The sequence below is a fragment of the Nostoc punctiforme PCC 73102 genome (assembly GCF_000020025.1).
Lineage (GTDB): Bacteria > Cyanobacteriota > Cyanobacteriia > Cyanobacteriales > Nostocaceae > Nostoc > Nostoc punctiforme.
This window is the reverse complement of record NC_010628.1, coordinates 5,530,862-5,546,142: the sequence shown is the minus strand read 5'-3', so window position 1 is coordinate 5,546,142 and position 15,281 is coordinate 5,530,862. Positions and strand designations below refer to the sequence as shown.

General features: G+C 42.7%; 12 protein-coding genes. 7 read left to right on the top strand and 5 right to left on the bottom strand.

What is annotated here, in order from left to right; genetic code table 11:
• Positions 1-29: 29 nt before the first annotated feature.
• Complete coding sequence (locus NPUN_RS22515; protein ID WP_041566362.1) at positions 30-947, bottom strand: AEC family transporter; 918 nt, start codon at positions 945-947, stop codon at positions 30-32.
• A gap of 102 nt (positions 948-1,049) precedes the next feature.
• Here NPUN_RS22515 and NPUN_RS22510 point away from each other — a divergent pair, with 102 nt between their 5' ends.
• Entirely contained in the window at positions 1,050-1,853 is an 804-nt protein-coding gene (locus NPUN_RS22510; protein WP_012410784.1) for a M15 family metallopeptidase, read from the top strand.
• A gap of 86 nt (positions 1,854-1,939) precedes the next feature.
• On the opposite strand, the gene NPUN_RS22505 is transcribed toward NPUN_RS22510, so the two are convergent.
• From NPUN_RS22505 to mrdA (NPUN_RS22495), 3 genes are all read right to left on the bottom strand, one after another.
• Positions 1,940-2,998: a serine hydrolase domain-containing protein gene (locus tag NPUN_RS22505; RefSeq protein ID WP_041566361.1), complete on the bottom strand. Its 1,059-nt coding sequence runs from the start codon at positions 2,996-2,998 to the stop codon at positions 1,940-1,942.
• Between the two features lie 58 nt (positions 2,999-3,056).
• Entirely contained in the window at positions 3,057-4,877 is a 1,821-nt protein-coding gene (mrdA, locus tag NPUN_RS22500; protein WP_012410782.1) for a penicillin-binding protein 2, read from the bottom strand.
• Positions 4,878-5,185: 308 nt separating this feature from the next.
• Complete coding sequence (mrdA, locus tag NPUN_RS22495; RefSeq protein WP_012410781.1) at positions 5,186-7,033, bottom strand: penicillin-binding protein 2; 1,848 nt, start codon at positions 7,031-7,033, stop codon at positions 5,186-5,188.
• A 202-nt stretch (positions 7,034-7,235) separates the two neighbouring features.
• On the opposite strand from mrdA (NPUN_RS22495), the gene NPUN_RS22490 reads away from it, so the two are divergent.
• Positions 7,236-8,363 carry an ABC transporter ATP-binding protein gene (locus NPUN_RS22490; protein ID WP_041565565.1) on the top strand — a complete coding sequence of 376 codons (1,128 nt, stop codon included), beginning with the start codon at positions 7,236-7,238 and terminating at the stop codon, positions 8,361-8,363.
• A gap of 198 nt (positions 8,364-8,561) precedes the next feature.
• A complete protein-coding gene (locus tag NPUN_RS22485) occupies positions 8,562-9,011 on the top strand; it encodes a hypothetical protein (protein WP_012410779.1) in 450 nt (149 codons plus the stop codon).
• Positions 9,012-9,218: 207 nt separating this feature from the next.
• Here the strand turns inward: NPUN_RS22485 and NPUN_RS22480 are convergent, their stop codons facing one another.
• Positions 9,219-9,992, bottom strand: a complete 774-nt coding sequence (locus NPUN_RS22480; protein WP_041565564.1) for an MlaE family ABC transporter permease — start codon at positions 9,990-9,992, stop codon at positions 9,219-9,221.
• A 315-nt stretch (positions 9,993-10,307) separates the two neighbouring features.
• Here NPUN_RS22480 and NPUN_RS22475 point away from each other — a divergent pair, with 315 nt between their 5' ends.
• The 4 genes from NPUN_RS22475 to NPUN_RS22455 all read left to right on the top strand — a co-directional run bounded on the left by NPUN_RS22475 (position 10,308) and on the right by NPUN_RS22455 (position 15,247).
• A complete protein-coding gene (locus NPUN_RS22475; protein ID WP_234710964.1) occupies positions 10,308-10,610 on the top strand; it encodes a hypothetical protein in 303 nt (100 codons plus the stop codon).
• 582 nt (positions 10,611-11,192) lie between these two features.
• A complete protein-coding gene (locus tag NPUN_RS22465) occupies positions 11,193-12,620 on the top strand; it encodes a hypothetical protein (protein WP_012410777.1) in 1,428 nt (475 codons plus the stop codon).
• A gap of 661 nt (positions 12,621-13,281) precedes the next feature.
• The gene (locus NPUN_RS22460; protein WP_012410776.1) at positions 13,282-14,694 is read left to right on the top strand and encodes a DUF3370 domain-containing protein; all 1,413 of its coding nucleotides are present in this window, start codon (positions 13,282-13,284) and stop codon (positions 14,692-14,694) included.
• Between the two features lie 148 nt (positions 14,695-14,842).
• Positions 14,843-15,247: a response regulator gene (locus tag NPUN_RS22455; RefSeq protein WP_012410775.1), complete on the top strand. Its 405-nt coding sequence runs from the start codon at positions 14,843-14,845 to the stop codon at positions 15,245-15,247.
• Positions 15,248-15,281 lie beyond the last annotated feature (34 nt).

Here is a 15,281-nt window from a genome sequence, read left to right as displayed (position 1 = left end):
GATATGTGTCACAGTGCATAAATCCAAAATCAAAATAGCCACAGCCAAACGGGGAGAGTAACCAACAATACTATAGCCCCAGCAGCTAGGGCTGTAACTGCCAGATCGCGATCGAGATTGAATGCCTCAGCGATTACGAGTGTGGCAAAAGCTGGAGGCATGGCCATTTGTAAGATAATTACTTTTGCGATCGCTCCAGTTATTCCAAATACTGGTAGAATATTGCCCAATATCAAGGGAACTAGCAGCATTTTGATTCCCAAGCTCATCCCTACTTGTGGTAGGCTACGCCAAGATTTGAGCAGCGCCAGTCGCATTCCAATTAATACCAGGGATAAAGCTACACTACTCCAAGCAAATTTTTCTAACCAGAATTCCGTAACTGTGGGAATTGTCACCTGCCGAAACAGCAAGCCAAATCCGAAACCCCACAGCGCAGGATTAATTAAGATAGACTTGGCAATCTGCCAATGATTCTGGACACCACCGCCAAAACGCGCTGCTAGTAATACACCCAAACCGTAAGTTCCTGGGAATGAACCTAACAAATCGTAAAATAGCGCCCAAGCAAAGTATTCCTTGCCTACCATTGCTAAGGTAATGGGAAAACCAAGATAACCTGTGTTACCCAACATTGCTGCTAATATCAAGCTAGCTTGAGTTGGTGGTTCGGAGACAGTATTTCTAAAATAGGCTTGCGCTTTAATTCCTAACCAAGCTAAAAATGCTCCTAGTAAAATGGCGAGGTAAGCGGTAGCAGGTGCAATCCAAATTTGTCCCGACAAGCTAGATTGACGCAAAAACGATACTATGCTTATGGGTACTCCCACCCAAAAAATAAACTGTCCCAAACGTGTAGGAACTGTTACAGGTAGTTTGCGTCCCAGAACAAAACCTACCAGGACTAATCCTCCCAGCTTGACGTATAGTTCTAAAAGGTTTGTCAAGATTGCGCCTAAGAACCACAGATGTAAAATGCTACCTGTTACGTCTACTTTTGTCCAGTGCAAAATCTGTTATGGCTATTCCACAAAAACAGGAGTTTACGCTTGAATAAGGCAGGGTTTTCTGGAAAACCGCAAAACTCATCGAATGACCTTGGTGATGATATTCCAGTGGCTGTACGTGATACACCTGTTGCAGCACGCAAAATGTGGTTGCAGCCCCAAATTATGCTGATTGGCGGAGTGGTGGGATTTATCCTGCTGGCTTTAATTAGCGGTTTTTTGTTTTTCGTCACTGCACCCAAAAAAACCGCCGATTCTCAACCTTTACCAGCTACTTCTACTCCTCCGACTCCAGCACCATCTAATAATTCTAGCGATACTGTATTAGGGCATTTTCCCTACCCAGAAGCGCCTCAGTCAGAACTAGTAACCATCTCCGCAAATAGGGGCATTAGAATGCGAAAATCTGCTGCCCAAAAGTTTGAGGAGATGGTAGCAGCAGCCCGGAGTGCAGGTGTAACTTTAGTGCCCATTTCTGGCTTTCGCTCAGTGAAAGACCAGGAACAATTGTTTTTTGGTGTCGGTGCCCAACGAAATCAAACACCAGCAGAACGAGCTGCCCTCAGCGCTCCTCCTGGTCATAGCGAACATCACACAGGTTATGCTGTGGATGTTGGGGATGGATCGGTACCAGCAACTAATCTCCAAACCAATTTTGACAAGACCAAGGCTTATCAGTGGCTGCAAGCAAATGCAGCACGTTTTAGCTTTGAAATGTCTTTTCCTAAAGATAATGTTCAAGGTGTGAGTTATGAGCCTTGGCACTGGCGTTTTGTCGGCGATCGCAACAGCTTAGAAATGTTCTACAAAGCCAGAAATTTGAAACCCACTAAGATATCGCCATAGGAGTTGTTCGATTTTAGATTTTAGATTTTTCCTTCAATCTAAAATTCAAAATCTAAAATTAGCAGAGATTAGTTTTACCGATCTTCTTATCCTAACGGAGGCTGAATAATTACTTCCTTAAGGGCAGGATAGTAGTATTCAGCAATTTTCTTAGCGATCGCATCTGGTCGGGAAATTTTATCGAGATTGCAAAGTAAAATCACGGTAATTTTGTCATCAATAAAGCGGGTAATGTTACTTGCAAATCCTAGTATCGAACCATTATGACCAACTACTCGGCGATCGCCGTAATTCAATACCCACCAACCTAAACCTGCAATATATCTCAACTTTTCCCAATCATCGCCCTGATTGGGAAAACGAGGAGTCCACATTTTATCTAGGGTTGATTGCTTTAGCAGAGTTGCACTACAAAGCGCCTGTTCCCACTTCACCATATCTTCTATACTGGAAAGTTGACCTCCAGCAGAATAAGTAACTGAAGGACTGTAGTAAGGTTTGTTAACGAGTTTGCTGTTTAGCAAGCGATAGCCAGCAGCGCGGTGTGACACTATGTCGCTGGGATAGTTCATTACGGTTGCATTCATTCCCAAAGGAGTAAAAATGCGCTCTTGCAACAAATCTCCATAAGATTGTCCAGTTACCTTTTCTAGGATCAAACCCAGTAGATAGTAGCCTGTGTTGTCATAGGCGCTAAACTCACCCGGTTGGAACTTGAGGGGTAGGTGAGTAACTAGAGCCAAAATTTCAGATTTCGATAAATTAAGATGGGTAATTTCCCAGTAGTTTGGGGCATCGGTATAGCTAGGAATTCCAGACTGATGAGACAGAATATGTTGAATTGTGACATTTTGCCATGTCAGGGGTAGATGATCGAGATAGTCTGCGTAGTTTACCGCCGCAGGCATCGCATCATCTAGCGAAATTATCCCTTGTTCTACCAGCATCATTACGGCTGTAGCCGTGAAAGTTTTACCAACAGACGCAACTTCATAAATTGTGTGTTCATTCGCTGAAACAGAGTGTTCTATATTCGCCAGCCCATAGCCCTTAACTAAAACAGCTTCACCTTCCTGCACCACGGCTACAGAAAGTCCAGGAATCTGGTTTTGAGTCATTGCGGCTCGGATATAGTCGTCAATCACAATTGACCTCATTTTTGTATCGAGATGAGAGACACAGGGAAATAATCAATTCCCAATTTCATGCTTTCTTCGGCGTTGGTTTCTGATACTTACCTGGATACTTGCGCTGAAAATATTCCTCCATAATTTGTAAGATCATTGGCGCAGCAATGCTACCACCGCCACCGCCGGAATGTTCCGCAAATGCCACAATCACAAATTCTGGCTGTTCAGCAGGTGCATAAGCACCAAACCAGGCGTGATTTTGCTTAACACGTCCCTTCCAGGCTTCGGCAGTACCACTCTTACCCGCGACTAGGGGAACTGTTGGCTGATTCAAAGCCTTACCAGTACCTTCAGCTACTACTTTCCGTAGTCCTTGCCGGAGAACACTAATGGTTGTCGGCTTCATATTTAAAGATTCTCGCCAGCTTTTTGCTTCTTCATTGTCTTTAAGCAAATGCGGCTGGACTCTATAGCCACCATTTGCGGGCACGGCAAACATGATGGCGACTTGCAGGGGTGTAGTTTGTAAAGCACCTTGACCAATTGACATATTAATGCTGTCTCCGACAGTCCAAGGTATCTTCCAAGCTTTCTGCTTCCATGTCTCATCTGGTACTAAACCTTTTGCCTCTTCGTTGGCAAACTCAAAACCGGTTTTTTTACCAAATCCATACTTGCGAGTCCATTCAATTAAAGTTGGGCCGCCGACTCCGCGACCAATTTGATAGAAAAAGGTATCACTACTCCACTGTAATGCACCGACAAAACCCAACGGCCCGAATCCGGCGTGATTCCATTCACCAAATCGGGTACCGCCAAAACTTAAGGAACCGTAGGTTTGCAAGACTGTACCAGGAGAAAATTTACCTGATTCTAGACCAGCTGTGGTAGTGACAATTTTGAAGGTACTCGCGGGTGGAAAGGCGCTGAGGGCGCGATTCACCAAGGGATGATCTGCACCTTGTACAGTTTCCCAATCTTTTTGGCTAAGTTTCTGCTTCGAGAAAATATTGGGGTCAAAGGTGGGGTGAGATACCATTGCTAAAACGGCACCGTTCTTTGGGTCAAGTGCCACGATCGCACCGTCGCGATCGCCTAAAGCTTTTTCTGCTGTTTTTTGCATATTTAAATCTAGGGTCAAGTGCAAATCTTTACCAGGCTTCGCCTGCTTCTCCCCCAAAACTCGGAGCGGCCGACCTGCACCATCTACTTCTACCTGCTGACCCCCCCATTCGCCCCGCAGATTTATCTCATAAGCTTTTTCAACTCCCATTTGACCAATCACATCACCTAATCGGTAGCCCTCCTGCTGCTTTTCTTTTAACTGGTCGGCGGTCAGTTCTCGCGTATAGCCTAATACATGAGCTAATTTCTTGCCGTGTGGATAATAGCGAACGGCTTCTGTATGAATTTCTACGTCTTTAAGTTCGGTTTGATACTCCTTCAATGCCGTAATTTGTGCTTCATTCAAGTTACGAGCAATCCGTATAAGTGAAGAAGAGTTAGCGCCTGCCTCTTCTAATTTCTTCTCCATCTCTTCTTGGGGAACCTCAAGAATTTGAGATAGACGTGTCCCCACAACTGACCATGCAGGCTTGGCATGTGCCATCGGCCACAAATATACAGAGCGAGGATAGCGAGTACTGGCTAAAAGTTTGCCATTGCGGTCAAAAATATTACCTCGTTCTGGTTGCTTGGGAATCATCCGAATTCGATTTGACTCGGCTCGTTTTCGGTGGCTTGCTCCTTCAGAAATTTGCAAATATGCCAAACGAATGCTGATTCCCGTCAGCATTAATAGAGTAAATATAATTAAGAATATCGGCTGGAAACTCTGTCCAACTGTACGTGTATTTTTATGTCCGCTAAGTGGAGATGGTTTTAATATAGTCATAAGAAAAAGAAGATTTCAAAATTAAGATTATCTGTAAACAACTCTGCTAAATTCTTAGCAGGTATTTAACGGCAAACTAATAGGCAGTGATTAATTGTTTTCAATTAATACCATAAGCTACTCTCTTCCATCTCATCGCCCAAAGACTTTTTGAATTCTGAATTTTGCACACTAGTACAGGTCGGCGGAAATAAACCACCCATTCCAAATGAATAAAACACTTAGGCTGTATTCATTTTTAATTTTTTTAGCGCAGCGTTAGCGAGTCTGCGAGCGTCACTTTTAATTTTTAATTCCGCTCTGCGGCACTAATCTCCAGTGCCATGTCCTGAATTCTGAGTTTTTGCTTCTGATGGATCGGGCTGAGGTTTTTTATACTTACCTGGATACTTGTGCTGAAAATAAGCTTCTAGCACTTGTAAAACCATTGGTCCACAAACAGTACCGCCGTGTTCGCCAGAGTTTTCACCAAAGGCCACAACCACGATTTCCGGCTTATTACTAGGGGCATAAGCACCAAACCAAGTATGATTTGGGCGACCAACACCAGCTTCAGCAGTGCCACTCTTTCCAGAAGCTGGGGCAATTGTCGGCACGTCCAAGCGCTTACCAGTACCCTCACTCACTACCTTCCGCAGTCCATCGCGGAGAACTTTGATAGTTTCCGGCTTCATATTTAAAGATTCTCGCCAACTTTTTGCTTCTTCGTTGTCTTTGAGCAAATGCGGTTGAACGCGATACCCACCATTCGCAGGGACAGAAAACATAATTGCCGATTGTAGGGGTGTCACTTGCAAAGCGCCTTGACCAATTGACATATTAATGGTGTCGCCTACAGTCCAAGGTGTCTTCAAAACTTTCTGCTTCCATATTTCATCTGGAACCAAGCCTATTGATTCTTCGTTAGGAAATTCAATGCCAGTTCTTTGACCAAATCCGTATTTGCGGCTCCATTGGATTAAAGTTGGGCCACCAACTTTTCTGCCAACTTGATAGAAGAAAGTATCACTACTCATAGCCAACGCTCTCGGAAATCCTAATGGCCCGAATCCAGCGTGGTTCCACTCACCAAAAGTCACACCACCAACGGTCAGAGAACCAAAGGTCTGTAATATTGAGCCAGGAGAGAATTCACCTGATTCCAGTCCGGCTGTCGTGGTGACAATTTTGAAAGTACTGGCAGGTGGAAAGGCACTCAAAGCCCGATTGACCAAGGGATGATCTTTACCTTGCAAGCTTTCCCAATCTTTCTGGGAAAGTTTTTGTTTTGAGAAGATATTCGGATCAAAGGTGGGGTAAGATACCAGCGCTAAAACAGCACCGTTATTTGGATCGAGTGCTGCGATCGCACCTCGTTGATTTCCTAAAGCTTTTTCTGCTGCCTGTTGCACATCCAAATCTATGGTCAGATGCAAATCGTTACCAGCCTTTGCCTGTTTCTCGCCCACAACTCGGATTGGTCTACCCGCACCATCCACTTCCACCTGTTGACCACCCCATTCGCCTCGTAGCACTTTCTCATAAGCTCTTTCCACCCCCATCTGACCGATTACATCCCCCAGTCGGTAGCCTTCCTGCTTCTTATCCTTTAACTGGTCGGCGGTCAACTCTCGCGTATAGCCTAATACATGAGCCAATTGCTTCCCATGAGGATAATAACGTACAGAATCTGTATTAATCTCCACTTCTGGAAGTTCATTTTTATACTCCTTAAGCGCCGTAATTTCTGCTTCATTGAGATCGCGAGCAATTCGGATGAGTGAAGAAGAATTAGCACCTGCTTGTTCTAATTTCTTTTCCATCTCATCTTGCGGAATGTTGAGAATTTGCGCTAGACGTGGGCCAACTACAGACCAAGAAGGCTTAGTATGTGCCATCGGCCACAAATATACAGAACTAGGATAGCGAGTACTGGCTAAAAGCTTACCGTTGCGGTCAAAAATATTACCCCGTTCTGGTTGTTTAGCAATCATCCGAATCCGGTTCGCTTCGGCTCGTTCTCGGAGTTTTGGACCTTCAACAATTTGCAAATAGGCCAAACGAGCCTCAATCCCAGTGGTCATTAAGAGGGTAAATACGATTAAAAATATTGATTGAAAACCACGTCCAACTGTACGTGTATCTTTTTTGCTGCCAATTGATGGGAATAAAGACATAAGACAAAGAATGATTCTAAGAGCGGTATTATCTGTATACAATTACCCTAAACTCATGCCCAAGACTGGGTATGAAGAAATCGGGCAAGTATATTCTTGAACAATTGTTTTTGGCGGATACAATAAACCAAAGTGTCAAATATAGTCTGCCCAATAGACTACTGACAAAGTTACGTAAGATCACGGCATTCTACTAAGGATTATGGCTCAAATTGTCATGCAGAATCAGAGGGGGATAACAACTTTTCAGCCACTTGATGTTGAACTGCGTAACGTGTTCAAGTTTTTTAACCAAGAACCAGCAGTACACGGAATAGACTTAGATGTCAGGCAAGGAGAATTTTTTAGTATTTTAGGCCCCTCCGGTTGTGGCAAAACAACAACACTACGTTTAATTGCTGGCTTTGAAATCGCTGATGCTGGCAAAGTGTTGATTCAGGGTCAGTCTATGACTAATGTGCCGCCTTACCGCCGACCCGTCAATACTGTATTTCAAAGTTACGCTCTATTCAATCACTTGAATGTCTGGGATAACATCGCCTTTGGACTACGGTTAAAAAAAATCCACAAATCGGAAATTGAAATTAGAGTTCAAGAAGCTTTAAAGTTAGTGAAAATGGAAAGTTTGCGATCGCGCTTTCCTAGTCAACTTTCTGGTGGTCAACAGCAACGAGTCGCCTTAGCAAGGGCTTTAGTCAACCGTCCCACCGTCGTATTACTAGATGAACCTTTAGGGGCGTTAGATTTAAAACTACGTAAAGAGATGCAAATTGAGTTATCAAATTTACACAAAGACTTGGGAGTAACCTTTGTGATGGTGACACACGACCAAGAAGAAGCATTATCTTTGAGCGATCGCATTGCCGTCATGAACCAAGGCAAAATTGAACAAGTTGGCACTCCCAGCCAAATTTACGAACGTCCCCAGACATCTTTTGTTGCTGATTTTATTGGCGATACTAATTTATTCAGTGGTGAAATCGTAGCGGTAGACTCCTCTAGTATTAAAATTTCCACAAAAACAGGGCTCTCAATTATCATTAGCCGGGCTGAAGATACACCATCTCAATTATCACAAGCGGTAGTAGTGAGCGTGCGCCCAGAAAAAATACAGCTTTCGCTTTATCCACCCAATTTGCCAGCTAACTGCTTTGAAGGGCGACTTATTAATGTTATGTATTTGGGCACACACGTTAATTATGTTGTGGAATTAACAAATGGTATTAGGATAAATGTATTGCAACCTAATACTTTTGGTGCTTTACCAGGCAGCGACACGCCCATCTACGCTTGGTGGGCAGAAAATGATTGTTTAGCTATTAATCAATAGTTATAATAATCTGCCTTCTATAAGAGTTATTTTTGATTTTTGCGAAGCTAAGTGCAACTCAAAGAGCCTTTTTTCCCGTTGCCTCTTAAGCCAAGTAAGTATGGCTACACCACACTGCACGAACAAAAATCAAAGCGCATTCCTAATAAAATTTAATAATGGAATAATACCTTGACCTTGTACTAGGAATATTAACCCATGCCAATTTTTAAAAGAGTTCCTTGGGTGTCCCTGGCGTTAGTACTGCTTAGTTACAGTACCTTGGGCTGGGTAATATCTGAAACACACGCTCCTCTGTTTGTGTGGGTGCTGACTGTGGTTGCAATCTTGCTTTTAATAGTGACGTTGACCACTCCTTGGCCGAAAATGACCTATTACTTCAGTATTTTGCTTAAATCAAACATCAGGTCTTTTGGCGTTGCCGTCTTAGCAGCTTTCTTATTTTTTCTGATGATTGCCTGGTTTCGGGTATTTCTTGATACTTTACTTATCATTTCGGCAACTATATTAGTCAGGATAGATTTCCAAAGAGCAGGTCTTAGAGAAGGGCTAGCTTTTTTTACTGCATCTATCTTTTCATTTGCAGGTTTAGCTTTAGGTGCGCTAATTTACGAGTTAATATATTCCCACGTTCTGATAAAATTATGAAGTATATTCAAAAAAATTAGGGATATCTGTGGTGGGCTCCACCAAAGCTTTAGAACTGATATTTCTTACCTAAAGATTTATAAATGAAGGCAGGAGGCAGGAGGAAAACTGTACTTCCCTATGGGACGCTATGCGAATAGACAAGCTCTGTTACCACTAATTTTACTGTCCTGTCCCCTTCCCCCTGCTCCCTTCCCCGTGCCCCCTTCAAAATGCAGGCTGGTCAAATAGTAGTAGAGAAAGGAAAAAATCCATGATAAAAATGGATACCCAACTAGTAACAACTGCCTTTGTTGCCGATTCTCCTACTTCCTTAGCTCCCCCCTTAGTAGTTAAACCCCAACTACAGCCGATGACAGCAACCAGCACACCAAAAATAAACCCTTTTAGCAAAATAATAAACAAATCTGATGGTTCTAAAAAATTTCTGACTGATTCTAAAAATGTTTCGGGAATAATTTTGTAAAAGTACGATCCGGCAAAAACTCCGCCGATAATGCCAGTAACTAAAGCCAAAATCGTCATCAAAGGTACCATCAAACAACAAGCGATTACTCTAGGAAGTACTAGATAATCAATGGGGTCAGTTTTGAGCATATAAAGTGCATCAATTTGCTCAGTTACACGCATTGCACCTATTTCTGCTGCAAAAGCAGAACCCACTTGTCCTGCCATAATACTAGCGGTTAAAATTGGAGCCAATTCTCTACAAAAAGCTAAAGCAAAAGCACCTCCCACAGCATTTTCAGCCCCAAACCGGACTAATTCTCTTGCCGTCTGAATAGTAAAAATCATTCCTGCAAAACCGCTAACCAGGAGAACTGGAGAGATAGAACCGGGTCCAGCAGTCACCAAATGTTGCATGATTTTGTGGTAGTAAGTTTTTCCCTGGATAAAATGTAGCCACACTTGACCGAAAAGCAGCACCGCCGCACAACAGCGTGCAATCTGAGATTGCTCAAAATTTGTTTTTAGTCGCAATTTTATCGTCCTTAAGACTGGCTTTTTTTTGCAAATTATTGTTATATCAATTCTCCAAAATAAGACTACAGATACAAATGGTGGAAACCCAGCCAGATGTAATCTGACTTTCTCAATTACGTAGACGCACGAAGTCCGGCTTCCCGCAGGATATTACGAATTGGTATTAGGGTATGGTACATGAACAGCATCAAGTTTGAGACTTTTCTGCTCAATACAAATTGTCTATAGGACTCTCCTATAGCTGGTATTTTATTTTACGGAGTTCCGAATGTTAAATAATTTTTTATGAATAAAATAAAAGTAGGAATATTTATGTTGCTATTGATACTAAATTTATCCGTAGCACATCCAGCTTTTGCATCTGTATGCCGCAATTACGATTTCTACAACGGGCTACGCCAACACCACCAGATTTGCATTCTCAGCATTAACCGAAGTGCTAAAAACTATTGGGAATACAGAGCAACCGTTAGTGTAGATGGAGTAAAAAGACCCACCGAGGTTTACAATTGCCGGGAACGAGTCAAGGTTCAGCAAGATAGAGGTCGTTTACCCTTTGAGCAAAAAGACCCTGGTGAAATGATATGCAGCTTTTTTAATTCTTCTCGGCGGTAAATACGCGCCAGATAATAAAGACTGTAAAACCTAGATAAGTAAATACTGTTAACCATTCTTGCCAGCTACTAAATCCATTATTCATCAGCAAAAGCCGGAAAATTAATAAATATTTCTCCATCCTACACTCTGGCGCTTCCAGTCGGTTGCTGCTTGGAAGAGAAAGGAAGACTACTCAAAAATTTTTAGCTAATTTTCCGAAATCGATAACAGTCAAGCGGTATCCCTAATCAGAGCATCGATTTTATACTGAACTTCTATAACTAACCTTTAGGCAATATAGCCTCTGTTTCCACTCAAAAACCCGGTCATGATGGCCGAGTTTTTGATGTTGATACTAATGAGACTTAGTATGATTAACAGAAAAACTTATATGCAACAAGGCTTGCATCGGGCTAACGCAGAGCTACGGAGAACACAGATAAATAAGAATTTGAGAGATTTTTGTGTAAGTTCTCAGTTGCCATTGAGCAATTCAGCAGTACTTCTTGAAAATATCTGCGTATTAAATAAAACTATTATTCAGAAACTTTTAAGCGAATTGATCGGTCTGGTTCTCCAAATTCTGCAAAAATTTAGCCAATGTCATCTTCTGCTCAAGGTATTCCCGGATTACCTGATTTGACGCATCCGATTGAGCTTGTTCAATTTGGAACCCAGGCGCTCAAAGCTTCACTGTTATTAGTATTTTTGATCGTAGCTTTAGGAGTTGCGATCGCACTGATAAGTTTTTCTCTCCGTCGCAGCCAGCCGGAACAGCTTATATTTATCGGTGAATGGGCTGTTGGCTATTCTCAACTATTGCGTGGATTACAGCATTTAACTCTAGTATTAGTTCTCTTAGTACCAGGATTTTTTCTCTGTTCAACTTTAAGCAATCGCTACCACTATTGGGAACAAGCAAAGGTAGCTCAAGTGGCTGAAAGTGTTGCAGGTGAAAAGCTCGAACAACTTGCCCCCCAAGTCCGCTACTCTATTCAAGAGCCATACTCATATAACACTCAAGTTGGCAACAAAATAGTCAAGGTAAATGAGACAAGACAAATTAACCGCTTCTTGAGCTTGGCTGGTTCGCAAATTCAAGTCAAGCTTGACCAAAACGTAGATATTCCAGGGCGTAGCTCAATTTATCGGGCAGATTATACTGCCGATTATAAAGTAGTTAATAAACTCAAGGATATTAATAATTTTTTCTTTGAAGCACCGCCACCTAACGGCTACACACTGCTTTCTAGCTACAAAATCGAGCGTGACGGGACAAGATTGCAACAAATCAATCCAGAAGACTATGGTTTTCCCTTCCGGCTGCAACCAGGAGAAGAAACTACCTTTCGAGTCACCTATCAAGCTAGAGGCGGGCCTCGCTGGGTTTATAGTGCAGGGGGACAAATCCTATCTAACTTCCGCCTCATAGCAATTGCTAACTTTGCTCCGGCTAATTTTGCCAGTGGTATTGAACCTGACGATATTAAATCTGACGGACGCAGTACGCAATTTACTTGGAAATTTGACGAGAATGTTTCAGTCAAAAATCCATTTGGAGTGTTTACCAACACCGAACCGATTCGTCATACGGGGGTAATTCCGCGTCTTTTATTGCTAGCACCAGCAATATTTGTGTGGTGGATGTTGTTGTTATATTTATCACTACCAATGAGTTTCAAAAATGTTGCGATCGCTGCTAGTATTTTCTTTGCTTGTCTATTAATTTTGACCTATCTGGCTCGTGTCATCAATGCTCAGTTGGCTTGGACGTTAATTTCCATCATCTTACTGTTTTTGACATGGGGATTGGGAGCCAGTCGCAGTGCTTCCCTGGCTGCTATTATCTGCACTATTGCTGGAGCAGTATTACCAATTTTTGGATTATTAGTACCATTTAGCGGCCTCACCCTCAGCCTAGCGGGTTTACTTTCAGCCGTTTGGCTAGCAGTTCGTCACTGGTATGGCTGGTACAGTTTGCATCCACAAGACCAAAGATTGCAGGCTCAGAAAAATGCTAAAGATTAGTAGATTTCGCTATGATTAGCGAAGTTTTAGCAAACAGCATTTATGGATAACGATTTACTGGCTTTCTTTGCGGGTGCTGGGTTACTCGTCCTCTATCTCATCTTTTCTGCATTGACTGAAATGGGAACTAAACTACCTTGGAAGAAATAAGCTGATGGGGCGATAAAGTTACTAAAAAGTTACATTTTTCAACCTGATTGGGCTTGGAAAAAGGAATAAACATCCTTTAGGCTGAGTTAATATACTTATTTTTCGAGAGCAAGCCAAATGCGCGATCCACAAAAGAACCAGATTAAAATCGAGCCGGCAACCCTCGTATTAATTGTGTCCCTACTAATACTTTTGCCTCTACTGTTTGTTGGTTTTTTCTCGCAGTGAGCTAGTGAGGAATACTAGATACAACAGTTTTATTTTAGTCAATTTTTTTTTACGTAGACGCGGGGCGGCTTGCCGCAGGCTACTACAGAGACGCAGAGGGCACTGAGAGAATAAAGAAATGCTTTAACTGAACTGTTTTGCTATATACATAGCGATGCCTGCGGTGGTCACTGAGCGCAGCCGAAGTGCGGGCTATACTACGCATTTTCAGAAATCCGTTTCTAGAAACTTGTAATAATAACTTGTTATATTTGACACTACAGCGTGATTGACGCGCAAATTTATGCTGGCTAAATTACCACTACCTGTATTTACACTTCTATTAGGACTTGCCATAACTCAAACCTTTGGATGCACGCTAGATAAAAAGAATTCAGCGATCGCTCAAACACCTCAGCTAGCACCCCAAGAAATCGTGCAACCAGGAGAAATTCTGGCTCTACCAGGTAAGTTGGATACAACGCCTGTTTTTAACAGCAATAGCCCAGAATGGATCAAAACCGAGGGAATTTTACTTTCTACCCTTCCTACAAATGGTAAAAAAGTTGCAGCAGCGCACCTGAATTTTCCCTTCAAGGGGCGCTTTGACTTATTTGCTCACCACTACACGCACACTCCCAAGGATTTACAAACGCTATACCTGGGTGTAATTCTGCATAACCCTGGCAAAAAACCTGTAACAGTGGATGTGTTACAAGCGGCGAGTTACTTGATGCAAGATGCGCCTTTTGTTACCTTACGCCCCTACATAGAAAATAACGATGGTAAAGCTTACTCCGGGCCAGGCGATCGCGCTGTTGGTGATGTACTCCGGGGTGTTCGACAAGCTGATTTCCCCGCAAAGCTGATAATTCCGCCAGGGCTAAGCCGGATGTTACTAAATCATCCGATTCCTGTACGAAATCTAGAAAAGCCTGTGAATGGTCGCTCTAGCTTTATGCGGTTGCGTAGTAGCGATCGAGTTTATGCAGCAAGTTTAGCAATGTTTGCCAAGAAAAATTCTGATAATACAGAACGCCCACCCACTCTTGGAGAATGGCAAGCTTTACTAGATAACGGGAACTTTGCCGGCCCGCGAGATAAAACCCCGACTCCTCCAAATGCTACCAGTGGCGCACTGATTTATGGGCGTGTAGCTGGTGTGTCACAAGGTTCCCAGTGGCAAGCAAAATTGGTGGATAATCCCCAAACCAATCTGACTATTCCCCAGCGTGGCAAAGCTATTTCTTATGTTTTAGACACATTGCGGAGTGGTCGATTAGGCACTCAACAAATCCAAACTGCTAAAATGCTGGTACGTTATCCAGATACGGCTTATGAAGCACATGGTAATTATGGGGTGGAATATAAACTCACCTTACCTTTAAGCAACAATACCAACCAAAATCAGACCGTTACCGTTACTTTAGAAACACCTTTGAAGGAAGATAAATTATCCCAAGGTGGTGTACGTTTCCGCAAACCATCCTTAGATTTTCCCTTCTTCCGTGGTACGGTGCGGCTGCGTTACTTCGATGACCAAGGTCAACACAAGACCCGCTACGTACATCTATGGCACAGAACTGGTCAGGTGTTAGAACCATTGGTACAAGTTATACTTCCACCTTCCACTAAACGGATAGTACTGGTAGATGTGATTTATCCGCCAGATTCGACACCACCCCAAGTACTGAGTGTAAGAACTTTAGACAAGTGAGGAGTTAGTTAACAATTCGTAATTTGTAATTACGAATGATTAATTATTTTAGGGATAGGTATCTGACTTTTCAAGCCATGTAGGAAAGACCATAAAGACATTTTCAAAATGGGGATTTAAACCCTTAATTTACGATAAAATTTCATTTATGGAACCTTCTGGAACTCTTGCTGGTTTAGATATTCTGGTAATTGAGGATGATAATGATACTCGCTTTTTCATCACTACTGTGTTGGAAATGGATGGAGCAAGAGTTATACCAGTAATATCAGCGGATGCGGCGCACAAGGTATTGTCCGAATTACAGCCCGATGTTTTAATTTCTGATATTGGGTTGCCTGGGGAGGATGGCTACACTTTCATCCGTAAATTCCGTGCGCTCAAATCGAATAATTGTGGACGAGTCCCAGCTATTGCTTTAACAGCTTATGCCGATCCTGAGGCTCGTATCCGTGCCTTGGAAGGCGGCTTTGACACTCATGTATCTAAACCAATTGATCCAGACGAACTAGTTGAGATAGTAGCTAACTTGGTTGCTTCTTGTAATTGGTAATAATTGTAGTGCCCGATCAAGTGCGTTAAGCTAC

Bases quoted from the DNA above. Each gene is read 5' to 3' on its own strand.
- NPUN_RS22465 (WP_012410777.1), top strand. From the start codon at position 11,193: ATGTCATCTTCTGCTCAAGGTATTCCCGGATTACCTGATTTGACGCAT.
- NPUN_RS22485 (WP_012410779.1), top strand. From the start codon at position 8,562: ATGCCAATTTTTAAAAGAGTTCCTTGGGTGTCCCTGGCGTTAGTACTG.
- NPUN_RS22490 (WP_041565565.1), top strand. From the start codon at position 7,236: ATGGCTCAAATTGTCATGCAGAATCAGAGGGGGATAACAACTTTTCAG.
- NPUN_RS22460 (WP_012410776.1), top strand. From the start codon at position 13,282: ATGCTGGCTAAATTACCACTACCTGTATTTACACTTCTATTAGGACTT.
- NPUN_RS22475 (WP_234710964.1), top strand. From the start codon at position 10,308: ATGTTGCTATTGATACTAAATTTATCCGTAGCACATCCAGCTTTTGCA.
- mrdA (WP_012410781.1), bottom strand. From the start codon at position 7,033: ATGTCTTTATTCCCATCAATTGGCAGCAAAAAAGATACACGTACAGTT.
- NPUN_RS22455 (WP_012410775.1), top strand. From the start codon at position 14,843: ATGGAACCTTCTGGAACTCTTGCTGGTTTAGATATTCTGGTAATTGAG.
- mrdA (WP_012410782.1), bottom strand. From the start codon at position 4,877: ATGACTATATTAAAACCATCTCCACTTAGCGGACATAAAAATACACGT.